Source organism: Vibrio sp. DW001, assembly GCF_029016285.1.
Lineage (GTDB): Bacteria > Pseudomonadota > Gammaproteobacteria > Enterobacterales > Vibrionaceae > Vibrio.
In genome coordinates, this window is record NZ_CP091976.1 from 593,660 (window position 1) to 615,893 (window position 22,234).

At 41.3% G+C, this 22,234-nt stretch carries 21 protein-coding genes and 1 riboswitch; of the genes, 15 read left to right on the forward strand and 6 right to left on the reverse strand.

Translation table 11 applies throughout. The features are described from left to right. Positions 1-138 precede the first annotated feature (138 nt). From L3V77_RS20035 to L3V77_RS20055, 5 genes are all read left to right on the forward strand, one after another. Positions 139-483: a hypothetical protein gene (locus L3V77_RS20035; RefSeq protein WP_275138006.1), complete on the forward strand. Its 345-nt coding sequence runs from the start codon at positions 139-141 to the stop codon at positions 481-483. 206 nt (positions 484-689) lie between these two features. Beyond that, the gene (locus tag L3V77_RS20040) at positions 690-1,805 is read left to right on the forward strand and encodes a phosphoserine transaminase (RefSeq protein WP_275138007.1); all 1,116 of its coding nucleotides are present in this window, start codon (positions 690-692) and stop codon (positions 1,803-1,805) included. A 51-nt stretch (positions 1,806-1,856) separates the two neighbouring features. Next, the gene (locus L3V77_RS20045; RefSeq protein WP_275138008.1) at positions 1,857-3,026 is read left to right on the forward strand and encodes a 3-phosphoglycerate dehydrogenase family protein; all 1,170 of its coding nucleotides are present in this window, start codon (positions 1,857-1,859) and stop codon (positions 3,024-3,026) included. 600 nt (positions 3,027-3,626) lie between these two features. Continuing rightward, positions 3,627-4,655: an OmpA family protein gene (locus L3V77_RS20050; protein ID WP_275138009.1), complete on the forward strand. Its 1,029-nt coding sequence runs from the start codon at positions 3,627-3,629 to the stop codon at positions 4,653-4,655. Between the two features lie 315 nt (positions 4,656-4,970). Continuing rightward, positions 4,971-5,501 carry a lipocalin family protein gene (locus L3V77_RS20055; RefSeq protein ID WP_275138010.1) on the forward strand — a complete coding sequence of 177 codons (531 nt, stop codon included), beginning with the start codon at positions 4,971-4,973 and terminating at the stop codon, positions 5,499-5,501. Positions 5,502-5,546: 45 nt separating this feature from the next. Here L3V77_RS20055 and L3V77_RS20060 read toward each other — a convergent pair whose 3' ends face one another. Together L3V77_RS20060 and L3V77_RS20065 are read right to left on the reverse strand one after the other, a co-directional pair. Beyond that, positions 5,547-6,386 carry a helix-turn-helix domain-containing protein gene (locus L3V77_RS20060; RefSeq protein WP_275138011.1) on the reverse strand — a complete coding sequence of 280 codons (840 nt, stop codon included), beginning with the start codon at positions 6,384-6,386 and terminating at the stop codon, positions 5,547-5,549. Positions 6,387-6,510: 124 nt separating this feature from the next. Then, positions 6,511-7,332 (reverse strand): GNAT family N-acetyltransferase, encoded by an 822-nt coding sequence (locus tag L3V77_RS20065; protein ID WP_275138012.1) that lies wholly within the window; start codon positions 7,330-7,332, stop codon positions 6,511-6,513. A gap of 233 nt (positions 7,333-7,565) precedes the next feature. On the opposite strand from L3V77_RS20065, the gene yegD reads away from it, so the two are divergent. Then, positions 7,566-8,918, forward strand: coding sequence for a molecular chaperone (gene yegD / locus L3V77_RS20070; RefSeq protein WP_275138013.1), 1,353 nt, complete (start codon positions 7,566-7,568; stop codon positions 8,916-8,918). Positions 8,919-8,957: 39 nt separating this feature from the next. Here yegD and L3V77_RS20075 read toward each other — a convergent pair whose 3' ends face one another. Further along, positions 8,958-9,875 carry a LysR family transcriptional regulator gene (locus L3V77_RS20075; RefSeq protein WP_275138014.1) on the reverse strand — a complete coding sequence of 306 codons (918 nt, stop codon included), beginning with the start codon at positions 9,873-9,875 and terminating at the stop codon, positions 8,958-8,960. A gap of 98 nt (positions 9,876-9,973) precedes the next feature. Here L3V77_RS20075 and L3V77_RS20080 point away from each other — a divergent pair, with 98 nt between their 5' ends. The 4 genes from L3V77_RS20080 (at position 9,974) to L3V77_RS20095 (ending at position 13,821) form a co-directional block, all read left to right on the forward strand. After that, positions 9,974-10,879 carry a DMT family transporter gene (locus tag L3V77_RS20080; protein WP_275138015.1) on the forward strand — a complete coding sequence of 302 codons (906 nt, stop codon included), beginning with the start codon at positions 9,974-9,976 and terminating at the stop codon, positions 10,877-10,879. An 88-nt stretch (positions 10,880-10,967) separates the two neighbouring features. Continuing rightward, positions 10,968-12,668, forward strand: coding sequence for a VWA domain-containing protein (locus tag L3V77_RS20085; RefSeq protein WP_275138016.1), 1,701 nt, complete (start codon positions 10,968-10,970; stop codon positions 12,666-12,668). Next, complete coding sequence (locus L3V77_RS20090) at positions 12,668-13,216, forward strand: sigma-70 family RNA polymerase sigma factor (protein ID WP_275138017.1); 549 nt, start codon at positions 12,668-12,670, stop codon at positions 13,214-13,216. The genes L3V77_RS20085 and L3V77_RS20090 overlap by 1 nt, the downstream gene beginning before the upstream one ends. After that, a complete protein-coding gene (locus L3V77_RS20095; RefSeq protein ID WP_275138018.1) occupies positions 13,213-13,821 on the forward strand; it encodes a hypothetical protein in 609 nt (202 codons plus the stop codon). The genes L3V77_RS20090 and L3V77_RS20095 overlap by 4 nt, the downstream gene beginning before the upstream one ends. 88 nt (positions 13,822-13,909) lie before the next feature. Here L3V77_RS20095 and L3V77_RS20100 read toward each other — a convergent pair whose 3' ends face one another. After that, positions 13,910-14,326, reverse strand: a complete 417-nt coding sequence (locus tag L3V77_RS20100) for a hypothetical protein (RefSeq protein WP_275138019.1) — start codon at positions 14,324-14,326, stop codon at positions 13,910-13,912. A gap of 337 nt (positions 14,327-14,663) precedes the next feature. Further along, positions 14,664-15,560 (reverse strand): LysR family transcriptional regulator, encoded by an 897-nt coding sequence (locus L3V77_RS20110; RefSeq protein ID WP_275138020.1) that lies wholly within the window; start codon positions 15,558-15,560, stop codon positions 14,664-14,666. 125 nt (positions 15,561-15,685) lie between these two features. On the opposite strand from L3V77_RS20110, the gene L3V77_RS20115 reads away from it, so the two are divergent. The 3 genes from L3V77_RS20115 (at position 15,686) to L3V77_RS20125 (ending at position 18,812) form a co-directional block, all read left to right on the forward strand. Next, a complete protein-coding gene (locus L3V77_RS20115) occupies positions 15,686-16,885 on the forward strand; it encodes an NADH:flavin oxidoreductase/NADH oxidase family protein (protein WP_275138021.1) in 1,200 nt (399 codons plus the stop codon). Positions 16,886-17,425: 540 nt separating this feature from the next. Continuing rightward, a complete protein-coding gene (locus L3V77_RS20120) occupies positions 17,426-18,244 on the forward strand; it encodes a DMT family transporter (protein WP_275138266.1) in 819 nt (272 codons plus the stop codon). Between the two features lie 37 nt (positions 18,245-18,281). Next, complete coding sequence (locus L3V77_RS20125; protein ID WP_275138022.1) at positions 18,282-18,812, forward strand: MerR family transcriptional regulator; 531 nt, start codon at positions 18,282-18,284, stop codon at positions 18,810-18,812. Positions 18,813-18,991: 179 nt separating this feature from the next. On the opposite strand, the gene trpS is transcribed toward L3V77_RS20125, so the two are convergent. After that, positions 18,992-20,002, reverse strand: a complete 1,011-nt coding sequence (trpS, locus tag L3V77_RS20130) for a tryptophan--tRNA ligase (protein ID WP_275138023.1) — start codon at positions 20,000-20,002, stop codon at positions 18,992-18,994. Positions 20,003-20,394: 392 nt separating this feature from the next. Continuing rightward, positions 20,395-20,494, forward strand: a riboswitch (purine riboswitch). A gap of 23 nt (positions 20,495-20,517) precedes the next feature. Here trpS and add point away from each other — a divergent pair. Further along, entirely contained in the window at positions 20,518-21,513 is a 996-nt protein-coding gene (gene add, locus L3V77_RS20135) for an adenosine deaminase (protein ID WP_275138024.1), read from the forward strand. A 295-nt stretch (positions 21,514-21,808) separates the two neighbouring features. After that, on the forward strand, positions 21,809-22,165 hold the full coding sequence (gene raiA, locus L3V77_RS20140) for a ribosome-associated translation inhibitor RaiA (RefSeq protein WP_195705922.1): 357 nt from the start codon (positions 21,809-21,811) through the stop codon (positions 22,163-22,165). The last annotated feature ends 69 nt before the right edge of the window (positions 22,166-22,234 follow it).

The following is a 22,234-nucleotide window of genomic DNA, read 5'->3' on the forward strand; positions in this document are numbered from 1 at the left end:
CTACATTTTGTAGTAACCAAATCACTCGTTTCCATTTATTGGAGGAAGTCCCTGTTTCGATATGACACCATACTACTACATAATTGTGCAGACGAAATGTTAGTATAGTAACTGACCTTACACGACAAGCTTAACTCCATGGAAAAACTTTTTAAACTGCTCATTTTTGTTGCCCTATCCAACGTATTCTTTGTTGGAGCTATTTTCCTTATCGAGTATCAAACTGGCGTTCTAGCGGTTAAATTTATATCGGATTACTTCTTCTATAGCATGATGGCGCAATGGCTTATTGGTACCTTCTTTATGGTTTCTACACCGACAAATACTCGCTATATAAAACACAGCCCAAATTTAGCGACAAGCAAAGCGTCGTCAATGAGTGATAGTTCAAGTGAACAAACATTTACTTATGTTGATCTACCTTTAAGTCAGAAATTGTTTTTGTCTGGTTTAGCTAGCCTCTTATTCTGTTTAGTGCTCTGACGTCTAAAAAAGAACGGCATAAGCGAGTACCAGTAAAAACAAAGCTATCAAACACAAAAAATAACTAAAACTTCACGAAAACAGCTTATTTATTCACGTATGTACGAAAATCGCGCAAGGATCAAGTTTCCCAACCTATATAATTTTTATACTCATTGGCTTGATTCAACCTATTTTCGAATCGGCTATCGCCACCAAGGAGCAATATGAAACCTCAGAAACAGCCTGCTAACCCTAATTTCTCTTCAGGCCCATGCGCCAAGCGCCCAGGATACGATGTAAGCCAACTCGATTTATCCACTCTGGGGCGCTCCCACCGTAGTACGATTGGTAAGGCCGCCTTACAGTCGGCGATTAAACAAACAAAAGCAGCGTTAGAACTTCCAGAAGGTTACAGAGTGGGTATCGTGCCCGCGTCAGATACTGGAGCAATGGAAATGATCCTTTGGTCCATGTTAGGTCAACGTCCTGTTGATATTTTTACGTGGGAATCGTTTGGTGAGGAATGGCTCACCGACGTAACCAAGCAACTCAAGCTCAACGACGTCCGCCATTTTGGTGCCGATTATGGACAACTACCAGACCTTAATCAGGCTAATTCAGATCATGACGTCGTGTTTACTTGGAACGGAACAACGTCGGGGGTCTGTGTCCCTAACGGCGACTGGATAGAAGATGATCGAGATGGGTTGACTATCTGTGATGCAACCTCTGCCGTCTTCGCCATGCCAATGCCTTGGGATAAATTAGACGTCACGACCTACAGCTGGCAAAAAGTTCTGGGTGGTGAAGGCGGGCATGGAGTTATCGTGCTTAGCCCAAGAGCCGTTGAACGTTTAGAGAGTTACACTCCAAGTTGGCCGATGCCTAAAATCTTCCGCTTAACCAAAGGGAGCAAGCTTATTGAAGGTATCTTTAGCGGCGCGACGATCAACACGCCATCTATGTTGTGTGTGGCCGACTACTTAGACGCACTTCAATGGGTTGACTCTATTGGTGGCCTCTCTGCATGTATCGCAAAATCACAAGAAAACTTAGCCGTTATAGAAGAATTTATTGCCAATAATGAGTGGATAGATTTTCTGGCAATAGACCCCCAAACTCGTTCTAATACCAGTGTATGTCTCTCTTTAGACGCAACGCCAGAACAAGTTAAAGCGTTAGTAAAATTGCTTGATGTTGAAGGTGTCGCCTACGATATTGGTGCTTATCGCGATGCCCCAGCAGGCCTTCGAATCTGGTGTGGCGCCACGGTTGAATCAAGCGACCTCAAAACACTACTTCCATGGTTAAGCTGGGGTTATCAGCAGGTGAGTAAATAATCACACCCCCTTAAATAAATACTGAATACCACGTATAAGAGAGCCATGCTAATGCGAAAAATTCGTACCTACAATAGTATCAGCCCCCATGGATTGGACTGTTTTCCCCGTGATAGCTATGAAGTCGCCAGTGAGATAAGCGAACCCGACGCCATTATGTTGCGCAGTCAAAACCTACATGACATCTGTTTTCCTGAGCGAGTTAAAGCCATTGCACGCTGTGGCGCTGGTGTTAACAACATTCCAGTGGGTGATTGCACCCATCAAGGGATTGTCGTATTCAACACGCCCGGAGCAAACGCAAATGCAGTAAAGGAGTTAGTCTTAACTGGCATGTTAATGTCTTCGCGAAAAATCATTAACGGTATCGATTTTACCAGAATGCTTGTTAGTGAACGCAATAACCCTCAGTTTTCAAAGCTGGTTGAAAAAGAGAAGAAAAATTTCGTAGGTTCAGAGTTATCAGGTAAAACTTTAGGGGTTGTTGGTTTAGGTGCTATTGGAGCAAGTGTCGCACACGCGGCGTTGGCTCTGGGTATGAAAGTGGTGGGTTACGATCCTGCACTCAGTGTCGATACAGCGTGGCGACTCTCTTCACAAATACAACGCGCAGAAAATATGCAGTGGCTCATTGCACGTAGTGATTTTATCAGCTTGCATGTTCCTGCTAATGAACATACCAAAGATATGCTCAATTCAGAAACCTTATCTCACGCGAAACCAGGTTCCGTACTACTGAACTTCGCTCGTGGTAGTATTGTGAATCAACAAGCCCTTCTCGCCTCACTAGAGCAAGGGTTGATTGAACAATACGTATGTGACTTCCCATCACCAGAGCTTCTAGAGCATCCTCAAGTAATTCTGCTACCGCACTTAGGGGCAAGCACGCACGAGGCCGAACAAAATTGCGCCACAATGGCCGCCGACCAACTGATGGACTTCCTTGAAAATGGTAATATTCGCAATTCAGTGAACTTTCCAACGATTAGTTTAGATAGAACGAAAGGCTATCGAATTGCTTTTGCTAACGACAACGTTCCGAAGGTATTAAGTCAAGTTCTTCTGGTTCTTTCTGACTTGGAGATCAACGTAATTGACATGCTCAACAGAAGCCGCGACGACATTGCGTACACCATTGTCGATATCGAATCTCAACCTACTGAGCATTTGCTGGCTAAAATAACCGCTGTCGAACATGTTTTTAATGTCAGTACATTTTAATATATGACACAAATTAGGCGTGCCTCACTACGCGTCTAATTTGTACTGCTACCTACTATAAGGCTTTATTCCTGCAACCCTACTTCAATCTGGATATATTCTTACGTTATCTCTACAACATAAATATTATTTTACTTATCTCCATCTAGAATACATTGACCTAGTAAACGTTATTAATCCGTGGCATAGACAATCTATGACAACCGAAAACCATCCGTTCACTATATTAATAAATACAACTATTTTTTAACAATTACTTTAAATACAATTAGTTATTAATAAACCATTTAATCTATACATTTCCCATAGGAATACTACATATAGCTAAACATATAAGATTAAAATACTCACAATAATACGGTACAAACATCAGATTAATTATATAGCACATGTCATTTAAAAAATTAATATTACGCTATTATTACTGTTAGAAAATACGTTTACCATAATGCCCTTCAACGCAAACCTTAACTGCAACTCTTAATCATATTTCCTTAAATGCAGCCTACATTAAGGTTGCATTTTATTCACAACCAGAATCAAGGTTAATTCTTGATTCAATTAATAAGAAATCTTAACATTTATGTTGAATGGAGAATTATGAAAAAAATAACACTATGTCTATTGGGTGCCAGTGTCGCATTCAACGTGGCCGCCAATGAGAGCGGTTTCTATATTGGTGGTAAAACTGGCTGGACTCATTTTTCTGGGAGCTGCGAACCATTAAGTTTAGATTGCGACAAAGAAGCGATGGGTGGCGGTTTATTCCTTGGTTATAGCATCAATGATTGGCTTGCAATTGAAAGTGGTTATGATTACTTGGGCAAAGCTAAGGCGACCTACCCGAGTTCAAGTGAATCATCAATAAACGCTTCTAATAGCACGAAAGTCCGAGGTGTAGAACTCGGTCTTAAAGCCGATTATTACTTGGTCGATAGTCTAAATATTTTTGGTAAAGTTGGTGGCTTTAGATGGCAAACGGAGCAAAAGAGACAAGAACCAAACCGTAGCACCCGTAATACAGACGACGGGACATCCTTAATGCTTGGTACCGGTCTTGAGTATCATTTATCTGACCAATTAAGAACGAGATTAGAATACCAATGGTTTGATGATGTAGGCGTAAGTGGTTCAGACATTAGCTTTGTAACCGTAGGTCTAACCTATGCGTTTGGCTCTACTGATAAAGCCATTCCCGCCTCAGAACCAGAAGTTATTATTGTTGAGCCTGAAGTGATTGAACCTGAGGTCATTGAGCCTGAAGTGGTGAGCATCAATGAATTGAATAGCTATGCTCTGTTCAAATTTGATAGCACTAATTTACTGCCAGAAGCAAATAGACACCTGAGTCCAATGCTGAAAAGACTTCAAGATCATTCAGAGGCTCAGTTGTTCATTATTGGCCATACCGATTCTCAAGGATCAGAGCGCTACAATGATCAAATCTCTCTACAACGAGCACAAAGTGTCGCCTCCTATTTTGAAAATAATGGCATTGAGGCAAGTCGTATTCAGCTTGAGGGCAGAGGGGAAAGTGAGCCAGTTGCAGACAACAACACGCTAGAAGGGCGAGCACTGAATCGCCGCACTGAGGTCACTTCACCATCATTTACTCAATCGGCGCCATAGCCCCTTGTTATCATAAACCCACCTTCTAAACCCTTTACTTTGAAGGTAGGTCTATAAACACGCTCTAGATATAAAAATCCCTGAATCAAGATTCAAGGATTTTTATATCTATTTTTGAATAAGTAAACTAATTTCACCCTGCTAGAAAGCGCAATACCAATCTAAAAGATTAATTTATTCGCAATATGAACGTTATGTCGCCGACATCAATGAGCGTAAAGCCCATTGTTAAGCCGTTTTCTATTATTACTTACCCATTTTATTCTTTTTTAGGTATAGACTTAAGAAAAGACTTTTAATCAAAAAGGGAAAGGAATGAAAGCGTTAAGAAATTTGACCATACTAATTATCTGCATTCTTACATTGTCAGGATGTACAGGTAAACCGAACGATATCGAACCTGTTGCCAATTTTAATCTCGATAACTATCTAGGTAAATGGTACGAAATTGCCAGGCTAGATCACAGCTTTGAGCGTGGGCTCAACAATGTCAGCGCAACGTATTCTGTCAATGATGACGGATCGGTACGTGTAATAAACCGCGGATGGAAGAAAGAAGACAAAGAATGGAGTGAAGCGGAAGGTAAGGCCAAATTTGTCATCACACCCGATATAGCGCATTTAAAGGTGTCGTTCTTTGGGCCATTTTACGGCAGTTACATTGTCTTTTATTTAGAGTCTGATTATTCAACGGCACTAATCAGTGGCTATAACACCGACTATTTTTGGATTTTGTCTCGCACACCAACGATTGCTCAGGATAAAATGGACAAGTACATCATGATAGCGAAGGCTGCTGGATTTAATACCTCAGAGCTTATCTTTCCTACGCAAGAACTAAAATAGTTAATTTAACAACGCTCTGGTTTGTGGACCAGAGCAAAACGCGCTTTACGAAGATCTCACGCCCCCATACACATCGATAGTGAACCCTCTCTCTTTTGCATAGCTTTTTGGCGTCAATCCAATCTGTTTTTTTAAATGCCTAATAAGATGAGGCTGATCACTAAACCCAAATTGGAATGCAACCTCCACCCAGTCTATTTCACTAGCACTACGCTTATAGAGATACTCTAACATCTGTTCTAGTTTGTTCATTGTCTGACATTGTTTCAAAGTGAAGCCCGTCACTCGGCTGAAGCTTCTTTCCAACGTCCTTTGCGAGCAAAACAACGCACTACTTAGATCGGAAATGAGGGTATTACCAAGGAGCGGAAGGACTTTATTAGTGAGTTCGCCGTGTTGATCTTCTTTGGCATTCTCGAGCCATGGTTGCAATAACTTATCTAATTGAGTACAGCAAAGATTGGGGTCGTTTCTCGCATAATCAATAAGATCAAGCTCTACTAATCCATCCATACTAAATAAGCTGGTCAAGTTGAACGCTTCTACAGCGTCCAACATCGGGTGGGCGCACGCGGGTATTTCTAATGTATACAAAGCACCAATACGGAACTTAATGCCCAGATGTACAAAAGCTTGTGAATGGTCCAACTGCAAGGTTTGCTGATGAGGAAACAACCAATGACTACCCTTACCTTCAACTATTGCAGGATTCATGTCGTAACGATATTCTTGATTCGAAGGCGAAAGTATCAAGTGCGCGGACGGGTCTGGGTTTAGCTTTGGATATTGGTGGCTTATTGCGTCCGGTCGTTTTTCAATAAACCAATAACACTCAATATACTTTGCTACGCTTGGTAATTCTGGAGCCTGAAGCCAATGAATCATAGTGTTATATAACCGCGATCGTTTTTGTCATCTGACTATATGCCAAATAGAGACGAAATTCAGTGTTCTTATAATGAAACAAAAGCTCAACCCTTTTATTGAATATGAACCTAATAGCGACAAGTTAAGCGCGATCAAATTCGAACTGAACGATTCGATTTGAAGAAGTAAGCCCCGCTCGCATAATCGCTTTTTGTGCACCTGTATTACCACATTCAGTTGAACACATCACCTTTAATCCTTGTTCCGCTGCTCTATTTTTTAAGAATCGCAAGACTCTAGTAGCAATGCCTTTTCCTCGCTCAGATTTCGCCACAATCATACCCATATCGGCAAAATCGACCTGATACTCGTCAAATAAACGGCACTCTCCTGAGGCGACTAATTTCTCATCTATCCAATACCCCCAAAGCTCTTGGCGCTTAATTAAATTATCGTAATACCCAGATAACCATTGCTCCGGAGCACCGATAGCTTCGATGGCAAATTCTACAAAACTTTTAAGCTGTTCCTGATTGGCCATTTTCATTTCCAACCATTTTGTTTGGTCAACTTTACTTGTTGTATTTTGGCAATACATCAATGCATTTACCGTAAACGATGACGAATTGTCTAAACACAGCGAGAGATAATCCGTTTCAGCCGTACTGACAAATGCCCCGACAACCTCACCTATATCGACACTGTTTTGCTGTGCAATTAAGGTGAACAATTCTGTTGCCTGTACCTTAGCCACAGGCGACAGATAAAACTGCAACAGATAACCATCCTCATTGACGCAACAATATCCGACTAGAGCTTTATCTTCATAGAATCCAAAATGATTCGACATAGGAGCAAACCCAAAGTGCCACATACCATCTAGTGGGGCCTTAGTTTGTTCAAAATAAGCCGCTCTTAGTTCACGGATCTCATCTATTGACCCGATTTTTTTTATTTCTAACATCGCTTTTCTACCTACCAAATTCAATCAACTATCGTTTTAAATGGTGAGAGCACTTAACTTTCATCCGCCTCCCGCATCTGATGGCTGAAATAGTAGTTGATGCATCCATAGTAAGATTGAATAAAAACGACAAATTATTAAAAAAATGAATAAATCGATTGACCTGACTATAGGGGTAGCCCTTATAGTGTTGCGCTTTTCGACTCGCCTATTAATCTTCAAAGAGGTTGTTAATGGCCATTGGTTTTGATTTCGGTACTGCTAACTGCTCGGTTGCGCATATTATTAATGAGAAGGTTCACGCCATCCCATTATCTGGAAGTGATATTTATTTGCCATCAACACTCAGCGCACCCAATGCGGAGTCTGTGTCCGAGTACTTGTTCCGGTGCCTTGATATTAGACCAGCTAACGCTATAGGAGAATCCGTACTCCGCCGAGCCATTAAACTTAATAAAGAAGAGGGACTAATAGTTCGACCAGATGACATTCATTTTGGTCAAGCCGCCTTAGATCTTTACTTAGACGACCCCAAAGACGTCTACTATGTACAATCACCCAAGTCTTTTTTAGGCACACAAGGTTTGCGAGATGTTCAGCTCTCTTTCTTTGAAGACCTCATCTGTGCCATGATGGCAAACGTAAAACAGAAGACAGAACTCGCTTTAAATAAACCCGTATCAGCGGTTGTTATTGGCCGCCCGGTTAATTTTCGTGGTCGCGGTGGTGAAAAATCCAATCAGCAAGCCGAAGGCATTTTGCAGCGCGCTGCGACTCGAGCAGGTTTCAAGCATATTGAATTTCAATTTGAACCTGTTGCAGCAGGATTCGAGTATGAATCTAAATTAACTTCAGATAAAACCGTATTGGTCGTTGATATTGGCGGCGGTACATCAGATTGTTCTTTAATTCAAATGGGCCCCACCTGGCGAGGAAATCAAAATCGCTCCGAATCCCTTCTTTCACATAGTGGTTTATCCGTTGGCGGAAATGACCTTGATATTTCGATTGCATTCAAAAAATTCATGGCCGATTTTGGTTTAGGTACGGAACAGTTATCAGACTTACCTGTCCCTATTTCTCAATTTTGGAACTGTATTGCCGTCAATGATGTCGTTGCCCAAAGAGACTTTTATAAATTCGATAATTTAAAGCCGATCTACGAACTCATTAAAAATGCAAAGCAACCAGAAAAACTGAAACGCTTAGCATACGTTCATGAAGGGACGCTTGGGCACAGTGTTGTCCGAGAGGCTGAATTAGCAAAAATAGCACTCGGCGATCAAGAGGAATACATTTCTACTCTGAATCTATTGGAAGAAACCCTTGATATTAGACTGCTTAGAGAGCAGATGGCCGATGCGATTTCAGAACCAGTAAGAAAAATCACGCAGATGGTACAGGAGGCAGAAAAACAGGGGCAAGTAAAACCGGATATTGTCTACATGACTGGGGGTTCGGCACGTTCTCCCATACTAAGAAATGCGATAAAATCGGTGTTACCAGATACAGAAATTGTAAGCGGCAGTTATTTCGGGTCGGTAACCGCAGGTTTATCTCGCTGGGCGGATCTTTGTTTCAAATAACGTAAAGTGTACATTACCTCAGCACGAGCAGATGCATGCCTACCGGCAGTCTAGCATCTGCTCGTGCAGGTATTCTACAAATAGCTTTAATTGAGCTGGTACATATTTCGATTGTAAATATTGTGCAACTATTTGCCCTTGATAGCGACCATTTAATGTCCAATCAGGGAGCACTTCTACCACCTCTCCTGACTGAATAAGTTCGTTAATAGTAAACTCTGGAAACACCGAAATACCTAGCCCTCTCAACACTGCATCTTTTCTTATTTCGGTATGATTTGCTGCAAAGTTTCCGTCGATATTAACCGTTTCTATGTTACGTTCAAGGTTAAACGACCATTTCCTATCCGCGGCTGACTCACCCAATCGAATGCAGTTATGTGTGACCAAATCAGATGGTGAATGCGGCACACCATGTGTGTCAATGTATGCAGGGCTAGCGCATAGAACCAGCCGACTATTTCCTAATAATTTGGCAACCAAGCCTTCAACGGGTTTATCGGTAATATGGATGACAACATCTACCTCATTGCCGATTGGATCAATGAAATGATCTTCGGATTGAATCTGAATAGAGACATTAGGGTGGGTCTGCAGAAAATCCAAAATAATTGGCGATAATACTTGTCTAGCCAAAGCCTTAGGCGCCGAAACTCGAACCAAACCAGAAATCGTATCCGATTCTGAATAGGCAGCATTCACTGCCGATTTAGCTGAGTTCAACATATCGATACAGAGACAAAATACCTCTTCACCAATTGTACTCAGGCGCAGGCTTCTGGTGGTTCTTTCAATCAATTTTTGCTGCAGTGCATTCTCTAGCCTTGCTACCGAACGGCTAACCGATGAAGGCGCGACGCCAAGTTTTATTGCCGCTCTTGAAAAACTGCCTTCCTCAATAACAACAACAAAGATAGCCATCTCTGGTAAAAGTACCATCAACTTATTCATATCCACAACGCAATAATCCTTTCTATTTCGACCTATTGTTTATCACAGAGTACTAGTTGATAGTGTACTAATCAATCACGTAAGCACTCTGAGATACCCTAACAATGAACATAGCAACTGAATCTAAACAGCATTCTACCTTTACGTTTCCAACCACCGAGGTACTGTTACTGCTTGTCGCCATCGTATGGGGAACCAGCTATGGCTTAACAAAAAGTGCGCTCAGTTACACCTCGGTACTGCTGTTTATTGCTATTCGGTTTTCCATGACTTGTTGTTGCCTTCTCCCTTTTGTTTTGAATGACATTGCAAAACAAAGGAATAAGGATTGGATAGTGTCATTACCAACGGGGTTTATATTGGCCGCTATCTTCTTCTTTGAGGTTTATGGCGTAAGCAAAACTACCGCAGCAAACGCCGCATTTCTTATAAGTCTCAATGTCATTTTTACTGCCTTTATTCAGAACATAGTTAATAAAGAAAAGCCGAGTGTGGGGTTAATAACACTTTGTGCCTCAAGCGTGTTTGGGGTGTTGTTACTCACTGACTCTTTAAACGTGAGTATCTCACTTAACGCAGGCGACTACTGCATCCTTAGCGCTGCTGTACTTCGCGCATTAATGGTCACAACAACAAGACGATTAACCAATGGCAAGCAAATAGCAAACACGACGCTTACTTTTGTTCAATCTTTTGTCGTCGCCAGTTGCTCCGTTATCGCACTCTTTACCACAGTAGAATTCTCCGTAATATCTCTGCCAACCGAACTTAGCTTTTGGCTATATGTTACTTATTTAGTCCTATTCTGTACGCTGCTGGCTTTTTTTGTACAAAACTATGCAGTCAGAAAAATTTCTGCCACCAAAACGTCGTTGTTAATGGGTAGTGAGCCGTTGTTTGGTGCAATATTTGCGTATTTTTGGTTAAACGAAACCTTTACCGCGCTGCAACTGTTCGGCGCCGCTATTATTTTGACTAGCGTCATTCTTACTTCCAATCGAAATATTTAGCTTTAAAAAATATAACAAATAAATAACCCCTTCTGAAAACTCATCCGTTTATATAGGAAACAGACTGACTACACAGAAGGAAATACACATGACTTTACGCAAGATATCAACGGTATTCACGGCGCTGACCGCAGTAATGGGTTGCAGTGACCAGATAGCTAACGAACAAGACCAAGCATCAAACTCAAACACACAGCAGGTCGCCACAACCGAAGTTATTACTCGAGAGACAAAAATTCACGCTATAGAAGAACAAGAAATGTATGCTGCTGCTGTATTAGAAAGACAATCGAAATCCAAATTATCTAAACAAGCCGTGCGTTCTGCGCACGTATCTCAAATGGATATGATGCTTAGACTAGAGCCGCCGACTTACAACCAAGATCGTGACAACTACCTTGAAAGTGTCAGCAATAACGTACATCAGGTACTTAATACCCCTCTATCCACGTTTTCTATTGATGTGGATACTGGCAGTTATGCCAACGTTCGTAGTTATCTCAATATGGGCCGTAAACCCCCTACCGACGCGATTCGTGAAGAAGCTTTCATCAACTATTTTGACTATCAATACGCTGCATCACAGAACAAAAATCAACCATTTTCGGTTAATACCGAAATTGCCCCCTCTCCTTGGAACGAGCATCGACAGCTGCTTCGAATCGCACTTAAAGGTTATGACGTCCCACAGACTGAACGTAAATCTTCAAATTTGGTCTTCTTAGTCGATGTTTCTGGCTCCATGAATGAACCAAATAAACTGCCCTTACTAGTACAAAGCCTTTCCATGTTAGTTAAGGAGCTGAACGAGAAAGACACCGTGAGCTTAGTGACCTATGCAGGTCATTCAAGTGTCGTACTCGAGCCAACAAAAGGAAATGAAAAAGAGACCATTACCAACGCGCTAAAAAGCCTGTCTGCGGGAGGAGGAACCTACGGAGAAAGTGGCATTACCATGGCCTACCAACAAGCACGTGCTAGTTTCATCAACGAGGGGGTAAATCGCGTAATCTTAGCCACAGATGGCGATTTTAATGTAGGTATAGCGAGTATTGATGCGCTAAAAAAGATGATTGCCAACGAACGTGACAAAGGGGTCTCACTAACAACACTTGGCTTTGGTCGTGGTAATTACAATGATGCGATGATGGAGCAACTCGCTAACATTGGTGATGGTAATCATGCGTATATTGATACCTTACATGAAGCTAAAAAAGTTCTACTTCGTCAGATGAGTGGCACATTACAAACCATTGCGTCGGATGTTAAAATTCAGATTGAATTCAACCCAAATATTGTCAAAGAGTACCGTTTAATCGGATATCAGAACCGTATTCTGAAAGACGAAGACTTTAACAACGACAAAGTAGATGCGGGTGAAATAGGAGCGGGTCATACCGTAACGGCATTATACGAAATCACACTTGCAGGCGAAAAAGGTCAAATAGACGACCTACGGTACGATCGCAAAGCTATAACAGCAGAAAATTTTGAAGGTGAGCTAGCGCAAGTGAAGGTACGTTACAAATTACCAGAGTCAAAAAAGAGCGTTTTGACCACGAGCATCGTAAGCAGCCATCAGATAAAAGAACGCTTTAACCATGCCAGTGAAGACTTCCAATTTGCTTCTAGCGTTGCTGCATTTGCTCAAAAGCTTAAGGACAACGACTACTTAGATAGCTTCTCCTATGAAAAAATTGCTGATATTGCCCGAGAAAATCGTGGCAAAGACCCGTACAATTATCGTGGAGAATTTATTAGCTTAGTTGAATTAGCACAGAGTCTTTAATGATAAACAGAACCGATGAACAACTAATGGCAGCATTTGGGAAAGGCGAGCAAGACGCTTTTTCCGAGCTGTATCAACGGCACAAGGACCCGCTTTATCGATACTTTGTGAGGCAGCTTGAACCCTCACAAAATGCTCACGCGGAAGAGCTGTTCCAAGACGTATGGTTTCGAGTTGTCGACAAGCGAGAGTCCTATACACCATCAGCCAAATTTACCACTTGGTTGTATAGAATGGCGCATAACTTGATTATCGATGAATATCGAAAACGCATGTCTGAAAAAGCGTATAGCGCACAAATCAACAATGAAAAATTCACTGAATTACACGACCCAACCGAGCAAAATAAAGGCGCGATAAAACACTGTATGTCACAGCTTGCCCCCCTTCAGCGAGAAGCCTTTTTATTGCGATACGAATCCGGTTTCGAATCCGCTCAAATCTGCACGATTGTTGACGCAAAACCAGAGGCGATAAAAACCCGTCTTCGCTATGCATTAGATCAATTACGCCAATGCCTAACACGCAAACTAGGAGGTCAAGAATGAACCGACCACTAAAAGATGAGGAGATGGTTTCGCTTTACCAACAAGGCGCAACAGAAACAACTTCAAGTGAACTGGATGAAAAAATTCTTGGCTACGCTAAGCAACAAAGCAAAAAACAGAAAACGTGGTGGCCGCACATAGGATTAGCAGCATCGCTCACTTTTGTCACACTTCTTGCACCTTGGAATTGGTTAGATCAGACGTTGCAAAATCCGACCGAGCAAGAACAATATAATGCGCTTCCACTTATATCGGAAATTGAATCCGAGAATCAATTAATGCATGACACGCCAAAACTGGAGTCTCGCAGTATCAAGGCCAAAAAGGTCGAATCTGAAACATTGTTATTACGTTCAATACAAGAAAATGCATCGCAATCTGACGCCAGCAAAAGGTTGATGAAAAACAGCGAAACATCAGGCATGACAATGGATATACCGGAGACCAAAGAACATTATTTGTTTGCAGAAATCGAATTGCTATTGACCAATGGTGAAATAGAGAAAGCGCGCGAACAATTACTGGAGATGCTCAAAGGTGACCCAGAAATTGAAGAAAAATTACCCCAAGAATTGAGAGACTTGCTCGCAAATAAACCGAAATAACACAATTTGAGAACTGGGTTTCTATCATCACAAGTCTCATCGCTTTGTTGTAGGGCAACAGAGCGATGGGATCTTACTCCGCCGCGAATTACAGAATTTTCGCCGTCAGTTTACCGACTCGACTTTTAAACTTGCGCGATTCATCTAAGTAATACTTGTGTTCTTGCATATAAGAGTCATATCCATTTCTCACATTGCATTCGTCTTGTAAACCATTAGATTTCTGCAAATAATCATTGAGTAAAGTGACTTCTCCACTGTGCATATTGTTATGAACCATCGGGCGCAAATACCCTTTATCAAGCAACTTTGAACTCACTTTCACTCGACACATCGATTCCACACTCCTTGCTTTATATAGATTTGTTTGAAATTGACTGGTGTTGAGATGATAGGCTTTCGCCGCCGATTTGATATAGCTTAATGCGTAAGTAGAAAAAGACGCAGAAAGCAATATGACGCCCGTTGTAAAACAAACAATTTTAAGTAAGGTCTTGCTGATCATAATAGTCGTATTCTTCATGGTCGCCGTACTGGAGATACATTTATACGTTACGGGTTACGACACAATGTCAGCCACTGGTAAAAGAGATACGTCTAATAACAATGTGTCTTTATTACTTCCGTTTAAGGGCATTTTCAATCATGAGAAAGGACGTTGTGTCAGCAGCATGGGTTTCAATCTGGCACTGATCTGGACATACCCAATAGGACATCAGTTCTAAGCGAGAGGAGCATAATGCGCCAAAGTTTCCGCGATGATATACCTATCAAAGGAACGTTTGCATTGCGTACTCTTCATCGTCCTAACCCGATTGGTATTGCGGTATTACCCATTGTTTTTAAGCAGACATCACTGATGCGATTTTCTCCCGAAGTAATTCCCTGAAGGCTATAACAGCGGGCGTGACCTGTTCTCTACTCGGACAAATTAAATGTAGTTCGACAGGCGGTGATTCGTAGTCAGTTAATAACCGAACGAGTCGTCCACAACGCAAATCTGGCATAATATCTATTTCAGAACGGTAGGTAATACCTTTTCCATTTACCGCCCACCGCCTTACGATGTCCGTATCATTACTTACTCGATTACAATCTACCTTGATTTTGTATGTACTTGAGTTTTCCATATACTCCCAATGATTAAAAAGACGACCTGCACGTCGATACAATAAACAATGATATTCTCGTAAATCTTTAGGATGTATTGGCTCCCCGAACGTGGAGATATAGTCTGGAGAAGCACAAGTAACCCTTCTCGTCGTCGCAATTTGAAATGAAACCATAGTTGAATCTTCAGGCTTCCCATAACGAAGAACCATATCAACTTGATCCTGAAAAAAGTCAGATAATGAATCACCTACCATCAAATCTACCGACAACATAGGATGCTGATCTAACAACTCATCGATCCAAGGGAGAAGAGTATTACGTCCTAAATCAGATGACACTGACAATCGTAACTTCCCACTGACTTTTCCTTGGGTGACATGGGCCGCAACGCGACCCTGTTCCAAACTATCTAACGCTTGACGACAATAAAACAGAAATTGCTCCCCTTGAGGTGTAATTCTCAATCGCCTAGTCGTTCTTATGAGTAGCTGTATATCGAGTTGGTTCTCTAATCTTTTCAGGGCGGAACTAACAGCAGAAGGCGTTACATTAAGTTGTCTTGCCGTTTCCGTTATGCTGCCCGTCTCTACAATTCGTATGAATAGGTTCAGATCTGAAGTGTTCATTATTAACTTATTTCTAATAGTGTGTGTATTATTAGCGTGTTTATAGTTTAGTAAAAAATGCACATAATGTCTCTACTATGATTAGACGCCACGATTTATAGACATGAGTTCCATACGAGGTAGAGATGAATAAACCAAATGATCCTTGTCATTTACTTGGCTGCACATTAGAACTTCCCTGTGGTGCAGTAATAAAAAATCGACTTATAAAATCAGCGATGTCTGATTCATTAGCAGACGGAGAAGGAAACCCAACAACCGAACAGGCTCGGCTTTATGAACGATGGGCTGAAGGTGGCGTCGGTTTGTCCATCGTTGGTGAGGTTCAGGTGGATCCTAGATTTCCTGAAAAACCTGGCAATCTGGTATTAGATCCTCATTCAAATCTTAAAGCATTGCAGGTATTAACCTCCCGAGCTTCAATTGATGAGACCCACATATGGCCTCAGTTAGGTCATGCTGGAGGGTTAGCCTACTCGTCAATAAGCCAACCTAAAGGACCATCTGAGCTAAATATAGGTGGCTTTCGTTGCTTAGGGATGACAGAGGGAGAAGTTGCTGAACTACCCGGTATGTATGCTAGAGCAGCAGAAATTGCAAAAAAATCTGGATTCACAGGTGTGCAAATTCATGCTGGTCATGGTTTTTTGCTTAGCCAATTCCTATCCCCATTATTTAACCGACGTACCGACCAGTATGGCGGCTCCATAGAGGCGCGTAGCAAAATTATCGTCACGATCATTGAAAAAGTCCGAAGCGTTGTTGGTTGCGCATTTCCTATTGGAATTAAGATCAACACGTCTGATCAGATAGAAGGAGGCCTGACCCAAGAAGACGCTTTAAAGGCAATTTCAATTTTAAACCAAACCTCTATCGACTTGATTGAGTTAAGCGGAGGGTCTTATTTCCCAGGAGCAAAGTCTTGTTCTGATAGTGGTTCAACCGGGCCATATTTCGTTGGTTTTGCAAAAAAGGCTAAGCGTTTAACGCGTATACCATTGGTTGTTACGGGTGGTTTTAAGACTCGGGCACAGGTAGTACACGCATTATCTTCAGAGACATTTGATTTTGTTGGACTGGGGCGCGCACTAGCGCTGATCCCAGACCTCCCTACAAAGTGGCTAAAAGGAATGGGAATCGACCCAAACTTTCCAAGATTTGAATCCCCACCTCAAGGCGGCGTTACGGCTTGGTATACTATGCTCTTAACGACACTAGGTAGTGACAACGAAATAGATCTCAATCTCACCCTAATAGCCGCAATCCAGAGTTACGAGCAACGCGATAAAGCTCGTATTATGAAATGGTTAACAAAATACAATTAGATCTGTTTTAGCTGCCTACTTAGCAACATTTCGGCAGAGTTGGGCTAATTTTATGACAACAATACTGCCATCTTACATAATTATGTTTAAAATTCAGGTGGTTGAGCAACATATCATTCATAAACTGTATTGTGGGACGGTGATATTGTTTCCCGATTAATTTGGTCAAGAATCCATTGTCTGAACTCGCTAATACTCTTACTTCGAACATTGTGCTCTGGTATTGACAAGTAGTTTTTCGAACACTGGCGCGAATTAAGACACATGTGATGTGTTAAGCAAGTGAATAAAAACGAAGTGATGGTAGAGCTCTATCAACAATTAAAACGTCAACAACACCGCATAACCAATGACTTAGCCGTCCCTTGACTTGTCTATAGGTATAGGGTTTAAAGTCATCTTTCACCATAAAGAGAGATTCCCATGTCGTTAACCAAATCAATTGTAAATCGATTCGAAAACAATAGGTTGTGGCTCAGACTTTCTTACTCACTTTCCCCAACAGAAAAAGGTGTGTTGCTTGCACTGGTTTCTACTGCGATGTTTGTGTCAGTTGGCGTTATCGTTAGGACACTAAGTGACCATATCGACCCATTTCAGATCCTATTTTTTCGTCAGATTGTATTTGTTATTCTATTGACCCCTGCAATAACATCAAACATTCAGGTACTTTTAAAGCCTAATAAAATCAGTTTTCATATACTGAGAGTATCCGGTGCTTTTATAGCGCTTTACTTTGGTTTTCTAACAGTGAGTAACCTTCCTTTTGCCGATGCAACTGCATTGGGCTTTATTCAGGTACTTTTTGTTGCTGCTATATCTCGATTGTTTCTGTCTGAAGAGGTAGGTTCTGCCCGCCGATTTACAATCATTGTCGGATTTATTGGGGTTATGTTAGTTGTTCGGCCAACCTTCGGTGGAGCATCGTCACTTTATGTATTATTTGGCGTGATTGCCTCTCTTGGCGCGGCAGTGGCCGTTATTTGTGTTCGAAAAGTCGCTCAAACAGAACCTCGAATAACCTTATTGGCTTATCAGGCCATATTCGTGGGTCTTATAGTATTTGTTCCAAGTATGCTTTCATGGCAATGGCCGACGTCAAATGAATGGATACTACTGATACTGGTCGGAGTGATATCTTCGATTGCTCAATGGATAGGTATCACTGCTTACAAGTGGGGTGAAGCAAATGTCGTCGCCAATGTCGAGTATGTTAAAATTATCTATTCTTTATTAATTGGTTATTGGCTGTTTTCCGAGATTCCGGACATTTATGCCTTAGCAGGGACTGCCATTATAATAGCCAGCGTGGTCATGCCTAATCTGGCAAAATTAAGACAGAAAAAAACAATATCTTAATGACCCTTAACGCCAACATTTAGGTAGGAAAAGATTCATGTTAACCGTCATGCAATTAGCGAAAAAATTCGAAATTTCTCGTACAGCTATCCTCTATTACGAACGTGAAGGATTGCTTGAAGCAGTATGTCGAACGGCAAGTGGCTATAGACAATATGGTCCGAAAGAGGTTGAGAGGCTCCAGTGCATTATGTCTTATCGTTCTTTTGGTGTTTCAGTACGGGATATTCTTCCGCTGCTTGATAACCAGAATACAAAAAATCGGGAACAAATATTACGTAACCAATTCACTTCGTTAGGTCAGGAAATCCAGAAGTTACGTCAACAACAAGCATCCGTTGTAGCAATTTTGAAAGACCCCTCGCTACTTAGCGATAAGCCGATGACAAAAGACCAATGGACCGACGTTTTAAGAGCGTCAGGCCTCGATGAAGAGGGGATGGTTAATTGGCATATACAATTTGAAAAAATAGAGCCAGAAGGACACCAAACGTTTCTTAAATCGTTAGGTATTGAAGCCAGTGAAATCCGTAAAATAAGAACATGGTCAAAAAAACAGAATGGGTAAACCATTTACAATTCTGCATATGCCGATGTAAAGATCGATGTAATGTAACTAAAATTGTTTGATCACTGTGAACATCTAAAGACTTTTCCCTACTGTTAAATGGAAGTTGAGGGAACATATAAAAACAGGGTTATATGTCCCCTCAGCAACGAGTAATAAGCCCACGGTCTCGCTTTCTTTCAGAATATATTTAGACCATAAATATCTTTTACATCGCTTAGCACTTCGTTGGCTTGTGCATTAGCAGCATCTGTCCCCGCGCGTAATATGTTAGCCAGTTCTTGCCTATCTGCTAAGAATGCCTCACGCCTCTGTCGAATAGGCAATAATAGTTCTTGGAGGCACTCTTCAAGAATTTTTTTCGTTGTACCATCACCAAGCCCACCCCGCTGATATTGTTCTTTTAAGCTTTGAACATACCCTTGGTCTTCACAGAAAGCGTCCAAATAAGTAAACACCACGTTTCCTTCTATCTGGCCAGAATCCTCGACCCTCACATGATTCGGATCTGTATACATCGACTTTACCGCAACACTTATCGCTTTAGGCGTGGAACCTAATGAGATCGTGTTTCCCATTGATTTGGACATTTTATTTTTGCCATCAGCGCTTGGTAACCTTGGCATATGACTAAGCAATGGTTCGCACTCAGTAAGGATCGGCCTGTTCGCGAGGCGATTGACCTTTCTAACAATCTCATTCGTCAGCTCAAGCATGGGAAGTTGATCATCACCCACGGGAACGGTATCAGCTCGAAACGCCGTGATGTCTGCCGCTTGAGAAATGGGATAGGTAAAGAAACCTGTAGGGATAGATCGACCGAAGCTTTTGGATTGGATCTCATTTTTTACAGTAGGGTTGCGTTCTAATCGCGCCACAGACACGAGGTTACTATAAAACATCGTAAGCTCTGCTAACGCTGGGATCTTAGACTGTAGACAAATAGTTGTTTTAGTGGGTTCAATACCCACAGCCAAATAGTCCGCTACTACATTCAAGATATTGCTCGATACTTTTTGAGGATCAAACGCATTGTCCGTAAGGCCTTGCATATCGGCGACTAAGATAGTTTGATTGTGATTATGTTGTAATACGACGCGAGGCTTAAGAGAACCAACGTAATGCCCTAGATGCAAAGCGCCTGTCGCTCTATCACCCGTTAAGATTGTCTTTTTCGATAATATTGTCATTTTTTATCTCCAGTTTATGTGCCACCGAAGATAATAAGAGGGAGAAATGGTTATCGTTTTTGTCCCCAGCTACCTTTCGGCGGCTAGTGAACACAATGATTCGACGCCGCTCTAAAAAGAGCGCCACCAATTAATAAGATGTGAAGAAACAGTCGTGATTTTAATTTTATTCATAGTCTTTCAAACTATCAGAGCGGCACTTAGCTGTCAAAGATAAATAGATCGTCATCTAAACAACTAAATGTACTCAAGAAAATGAGCGCCTCATTACCAAAATTCGATATCGTCAAAGTACGACAATATTTGAAGCTTACTTTATATCAGTAATCAATTTTACCGATTAAAATTTTTTAGTAAAAAGCCATAATTGCAGAGCGAAGTTTAGAATGCTAAACTCCTGCGGAAAATTACTTCGTATAATCCCAATGATATGGTTTGGGAGTTTCTACCAAGGGCCAATAACTCTTGATTATGAAGTCTGTAACTTTATTTACCACCAATAAAGGTAGAGGCTCATGAACTATTTTAACCTGCCAAAAATCGATCTTCACTGTCACCTTGACGGAAGTGTTCGTCCACAAACTATTATTGATCTCGCTAACCAACAAGACTTAAGCTTGCCGAGTAACGACATCAATGTAATTCGCTCAATGATGATTGCACCTGAAACCTGCCAGAACCTTGACGAGTATTTGATGCGATTTGAACTTCCGCTTTCTGTCATGCAAACTGAATATGGCATCGAACGTATCGCTTTCGAGGTCTTTGAAGACGCAGCAAAAGAGAACGTAAAGTACTTAGAAGTTCGCTTTGGACCATTACTACACCTTCAGAATGGTCTTAACCTTGACCAAGTATTACGCAATGCAATTAAAGGCATGAAAAAGGCTGAAGAACAGTATGATATCAAAGGCAATTTCATTCTTTCAGTATTAAGACATATGCCTAAAGATAGAATTAATGAGGTTATTGATGCCGGCGCAAAGTACTTGCATAACGGCGTCATTGCATTCGACATAGCGGGTAGCGAAGTACCAGGATTCAGTCATGAGTTCGTGCCTTATGCAAAGTATGCCGAAGACAATGGGTATCGAATTACGATTCATGCGGGTGAGCAAGGTGATGGTCAAAATGTACACGATGCCGTCTCACTGTTAAATGCTGAACGTATCGGTCACGGTATTGGTATTAATGCTCACGAAAGTGCCTATAAATTGGTTAAAAACGACGCAGTTGTACTGGAAACATGCCCCAGCAGCAATATCCAAACCAAAGCAGTCGATAAACTTAGCAACCACCCGTTAGAAGCTTTCTATAAAGATGGTTTACTCGTTACTATAAACACCGATAACCGTACCGTTTCCAATACCACAATGACGGAAGAAGTTCGTAGAGTTATGGAGGAGTTTCAACTACGTCGTGAAGACTATTTTGAAATCTATAGAGTAAGCGTAGAACGTTCATTCGCCTCCGATTCTGTAAAACAATATTTGTTAACCTTCGCAGAATAAACCCACATTTGTATTACGAACTTATAAAATGGTGAGTTAAATGCCCTCACCGCTTTATGCCCTTCATTAGAAGCTTCTGACTTAGTGATTTATTGCACCTCTCGAATATAATTTACGAGTGTCGTCTGTAATAAATGTCCACAACAACCTTATGGTTCTTGGATGAAAGGTTAAATCCTGCTCAATTCACTTTCATAACACAGTACTCAATCACATATATGCAAATATACACGTGGTCAAACTGCGCTGCGTTTGCTAAGTTTAAGTGACACAGTGATTGAAAAGGTATAATTATATGAAAGTAAATGTTCAAACACATCACGTTTCAATTAATGACGACTCACGTAAAGAAATTGAAAGTAAATTTGAGAAGGTATCCGCTCACTTTCCACAACTCATCAGCAGCGACATCATCATTACCAAAGAGCATGGACAATACGATGTGGAAATTTTTACCAATTATGAGGGTGTAAGGGTTTCAGCAAAGTCAACCAACGCTATCATGTATCCTGCGATTGCGGCAACATTGAAAAAACTAGAGACAGGTCTAAGTAGCCGTAAAGGGCAATTAAAATCGGACCTTCACGAGAAACCAACTAGCACGAAACCAGAGATTGCTTCAGATATTATCCAAGAGATGAAATTACTTTAAGCAACGACAAATAACCAGATTCATAAAGCCAGCAAATCAGTGCTGGCTTTTTACATTTAAAATACAAGA

Excerpts from the sequence above, each read along its gene's own strand:
- L3V77_RS20035 (WP_275138006.1), top strand. The coding sequence starts at position 139 with ATGGAAAAACTTTTTAAACTGCTCATTTTTGTTGCCCTATCCAACGTA.
- L3V77_RS20040 (WP_275138007.1), top strand. The coding sequence starts at position 690 with ATGAAACCTCAGAAACAGCCTGCTAACCCTAATTTCTCTTCAGGCCCA.
- L3V77_RS20045 (WP_275138008.1), top strand. The coding sequence starts at position 1,857 with ATGCGAAAAATTCGTACCTACAATAGTATCAGCCCCCATGGATTGGAC.
- L3V77_RS20050 (WP_275138009.1), top strand. The coding sequence starts at position 3,627 with ATGAAAAAAATAACACTATGTCTATTGGGTGCCAGTGTCGCATTCAAC.
- L3V77_RS20055 (WP_275138010.1), top strand. The coding sequence starts at position 4,971 with ATGAAAGCGTTAAGAAATTTGACCATACTAATTATCTGCATTCTTACA.
- L3V77_RS20060 (WP_275138011.1), bottom strand. The coding sequence starts at position 6,386 with ATGATTCATTGGCTTCAGGCTCCAGAATTACCAAGCGTAGCAAAGTAT.
- L3V77_RS20065 (WP_275138012.1), bottom strand. The coding sequence starts at position 7,332 with ATGTTAGAAATAAAAAAAATCGGGTCAATAGATGAGATCCGTGAACTA.
- yegD (WP_275138013.1), top strand. The coding sequence starts at position 7,566 with ATGGCCATTGGTTTTGATTTCGGTACTGCTAACTGCTCGGTTGCGCAT.
- L3V77_RS20080 (WP_275138015.1), top strand. The coding sequence starts at position 9,974 with ATGAACATAGCAACTGAATCTAAACAGCATTCTACCTTTACGTTTCCA.
- L3V77_RS20085 (WP_275138016.1), top strand. The coding sequence starts at position 10,968 with ATGACTTTACGCAAGATATCAACGGTATTCACGGCGCTGACCGCAGTA.
- L3V77_RS20090 (WP_275138017.1), top strand. The coding sequence starts at position 12,668 with ATGATAAACAGAACCGATGAACAACTAATGGCAGCATTTGGGAAAGGC.
- L3V77_RS20095 (WP_275138018.1), top strand. The coding sequence starts at position 13,213 with ATGAACCGACCACTAAAAGATGAGGAGATGGTTTCGCTTTACCAACAA.
- L3V77_RS20100 (WP_275138019.1), bottom strand. The coding sequence starts at position 14,326 with ATGATCAGCAAGACCTTACTTAAAATTGTTTGTTTTACAACGGGCGTC.
- L3V77_RS20110 (WP_275138020.1), bottom strand. The coding sequence starts at position 15,560 with ATGAACACTTCAGATCTGAACCTATTCATACGAATTGTAGAGACGGGC.
- L3V77_RS20115 (WP_275138021.1), top strand. The coding sequence starts at position 15,686 with ATGAATAAACCAAATGATCCTTGTCATTTACTTGGCTGCACATTAGAA.
- L3V77_RS20120 (WP_275138266.1), top strand. The coding sequence starts at position 17,426 with ATGTTTGTGTCAGTTGGCGTTATCGTTAGGACACTAAGTGACCATATC.
- L3V77_RS20125 (WP_275138022.1), top strand. The coding sequence starts at position 18,282 with ATGTTAACCGTCATGCAATTAGCGAAAAAATTCGAAATTTCTCGTACA.
- trpS (WP_275138023.1), bottom strand. The coding sequence starts at position 20,002 with ATGACAATATTATCGAAAAAGACAATCTTAACGGGTGATAGAGCGACA.
- add (WP_275138024.1), top strand. The coding sequence starts at position 20,518 with ATGAACTATTTTAACCTGCCAAAAATCGATCTTCACTGTCACCTTGAC.
- raiA (WP_195705922.1), top strand. The coding sequence starts at position 21,809 with ATGAAAGTAAATGTTCAAACACATCACGTTTCAATTAATGACGACTCA.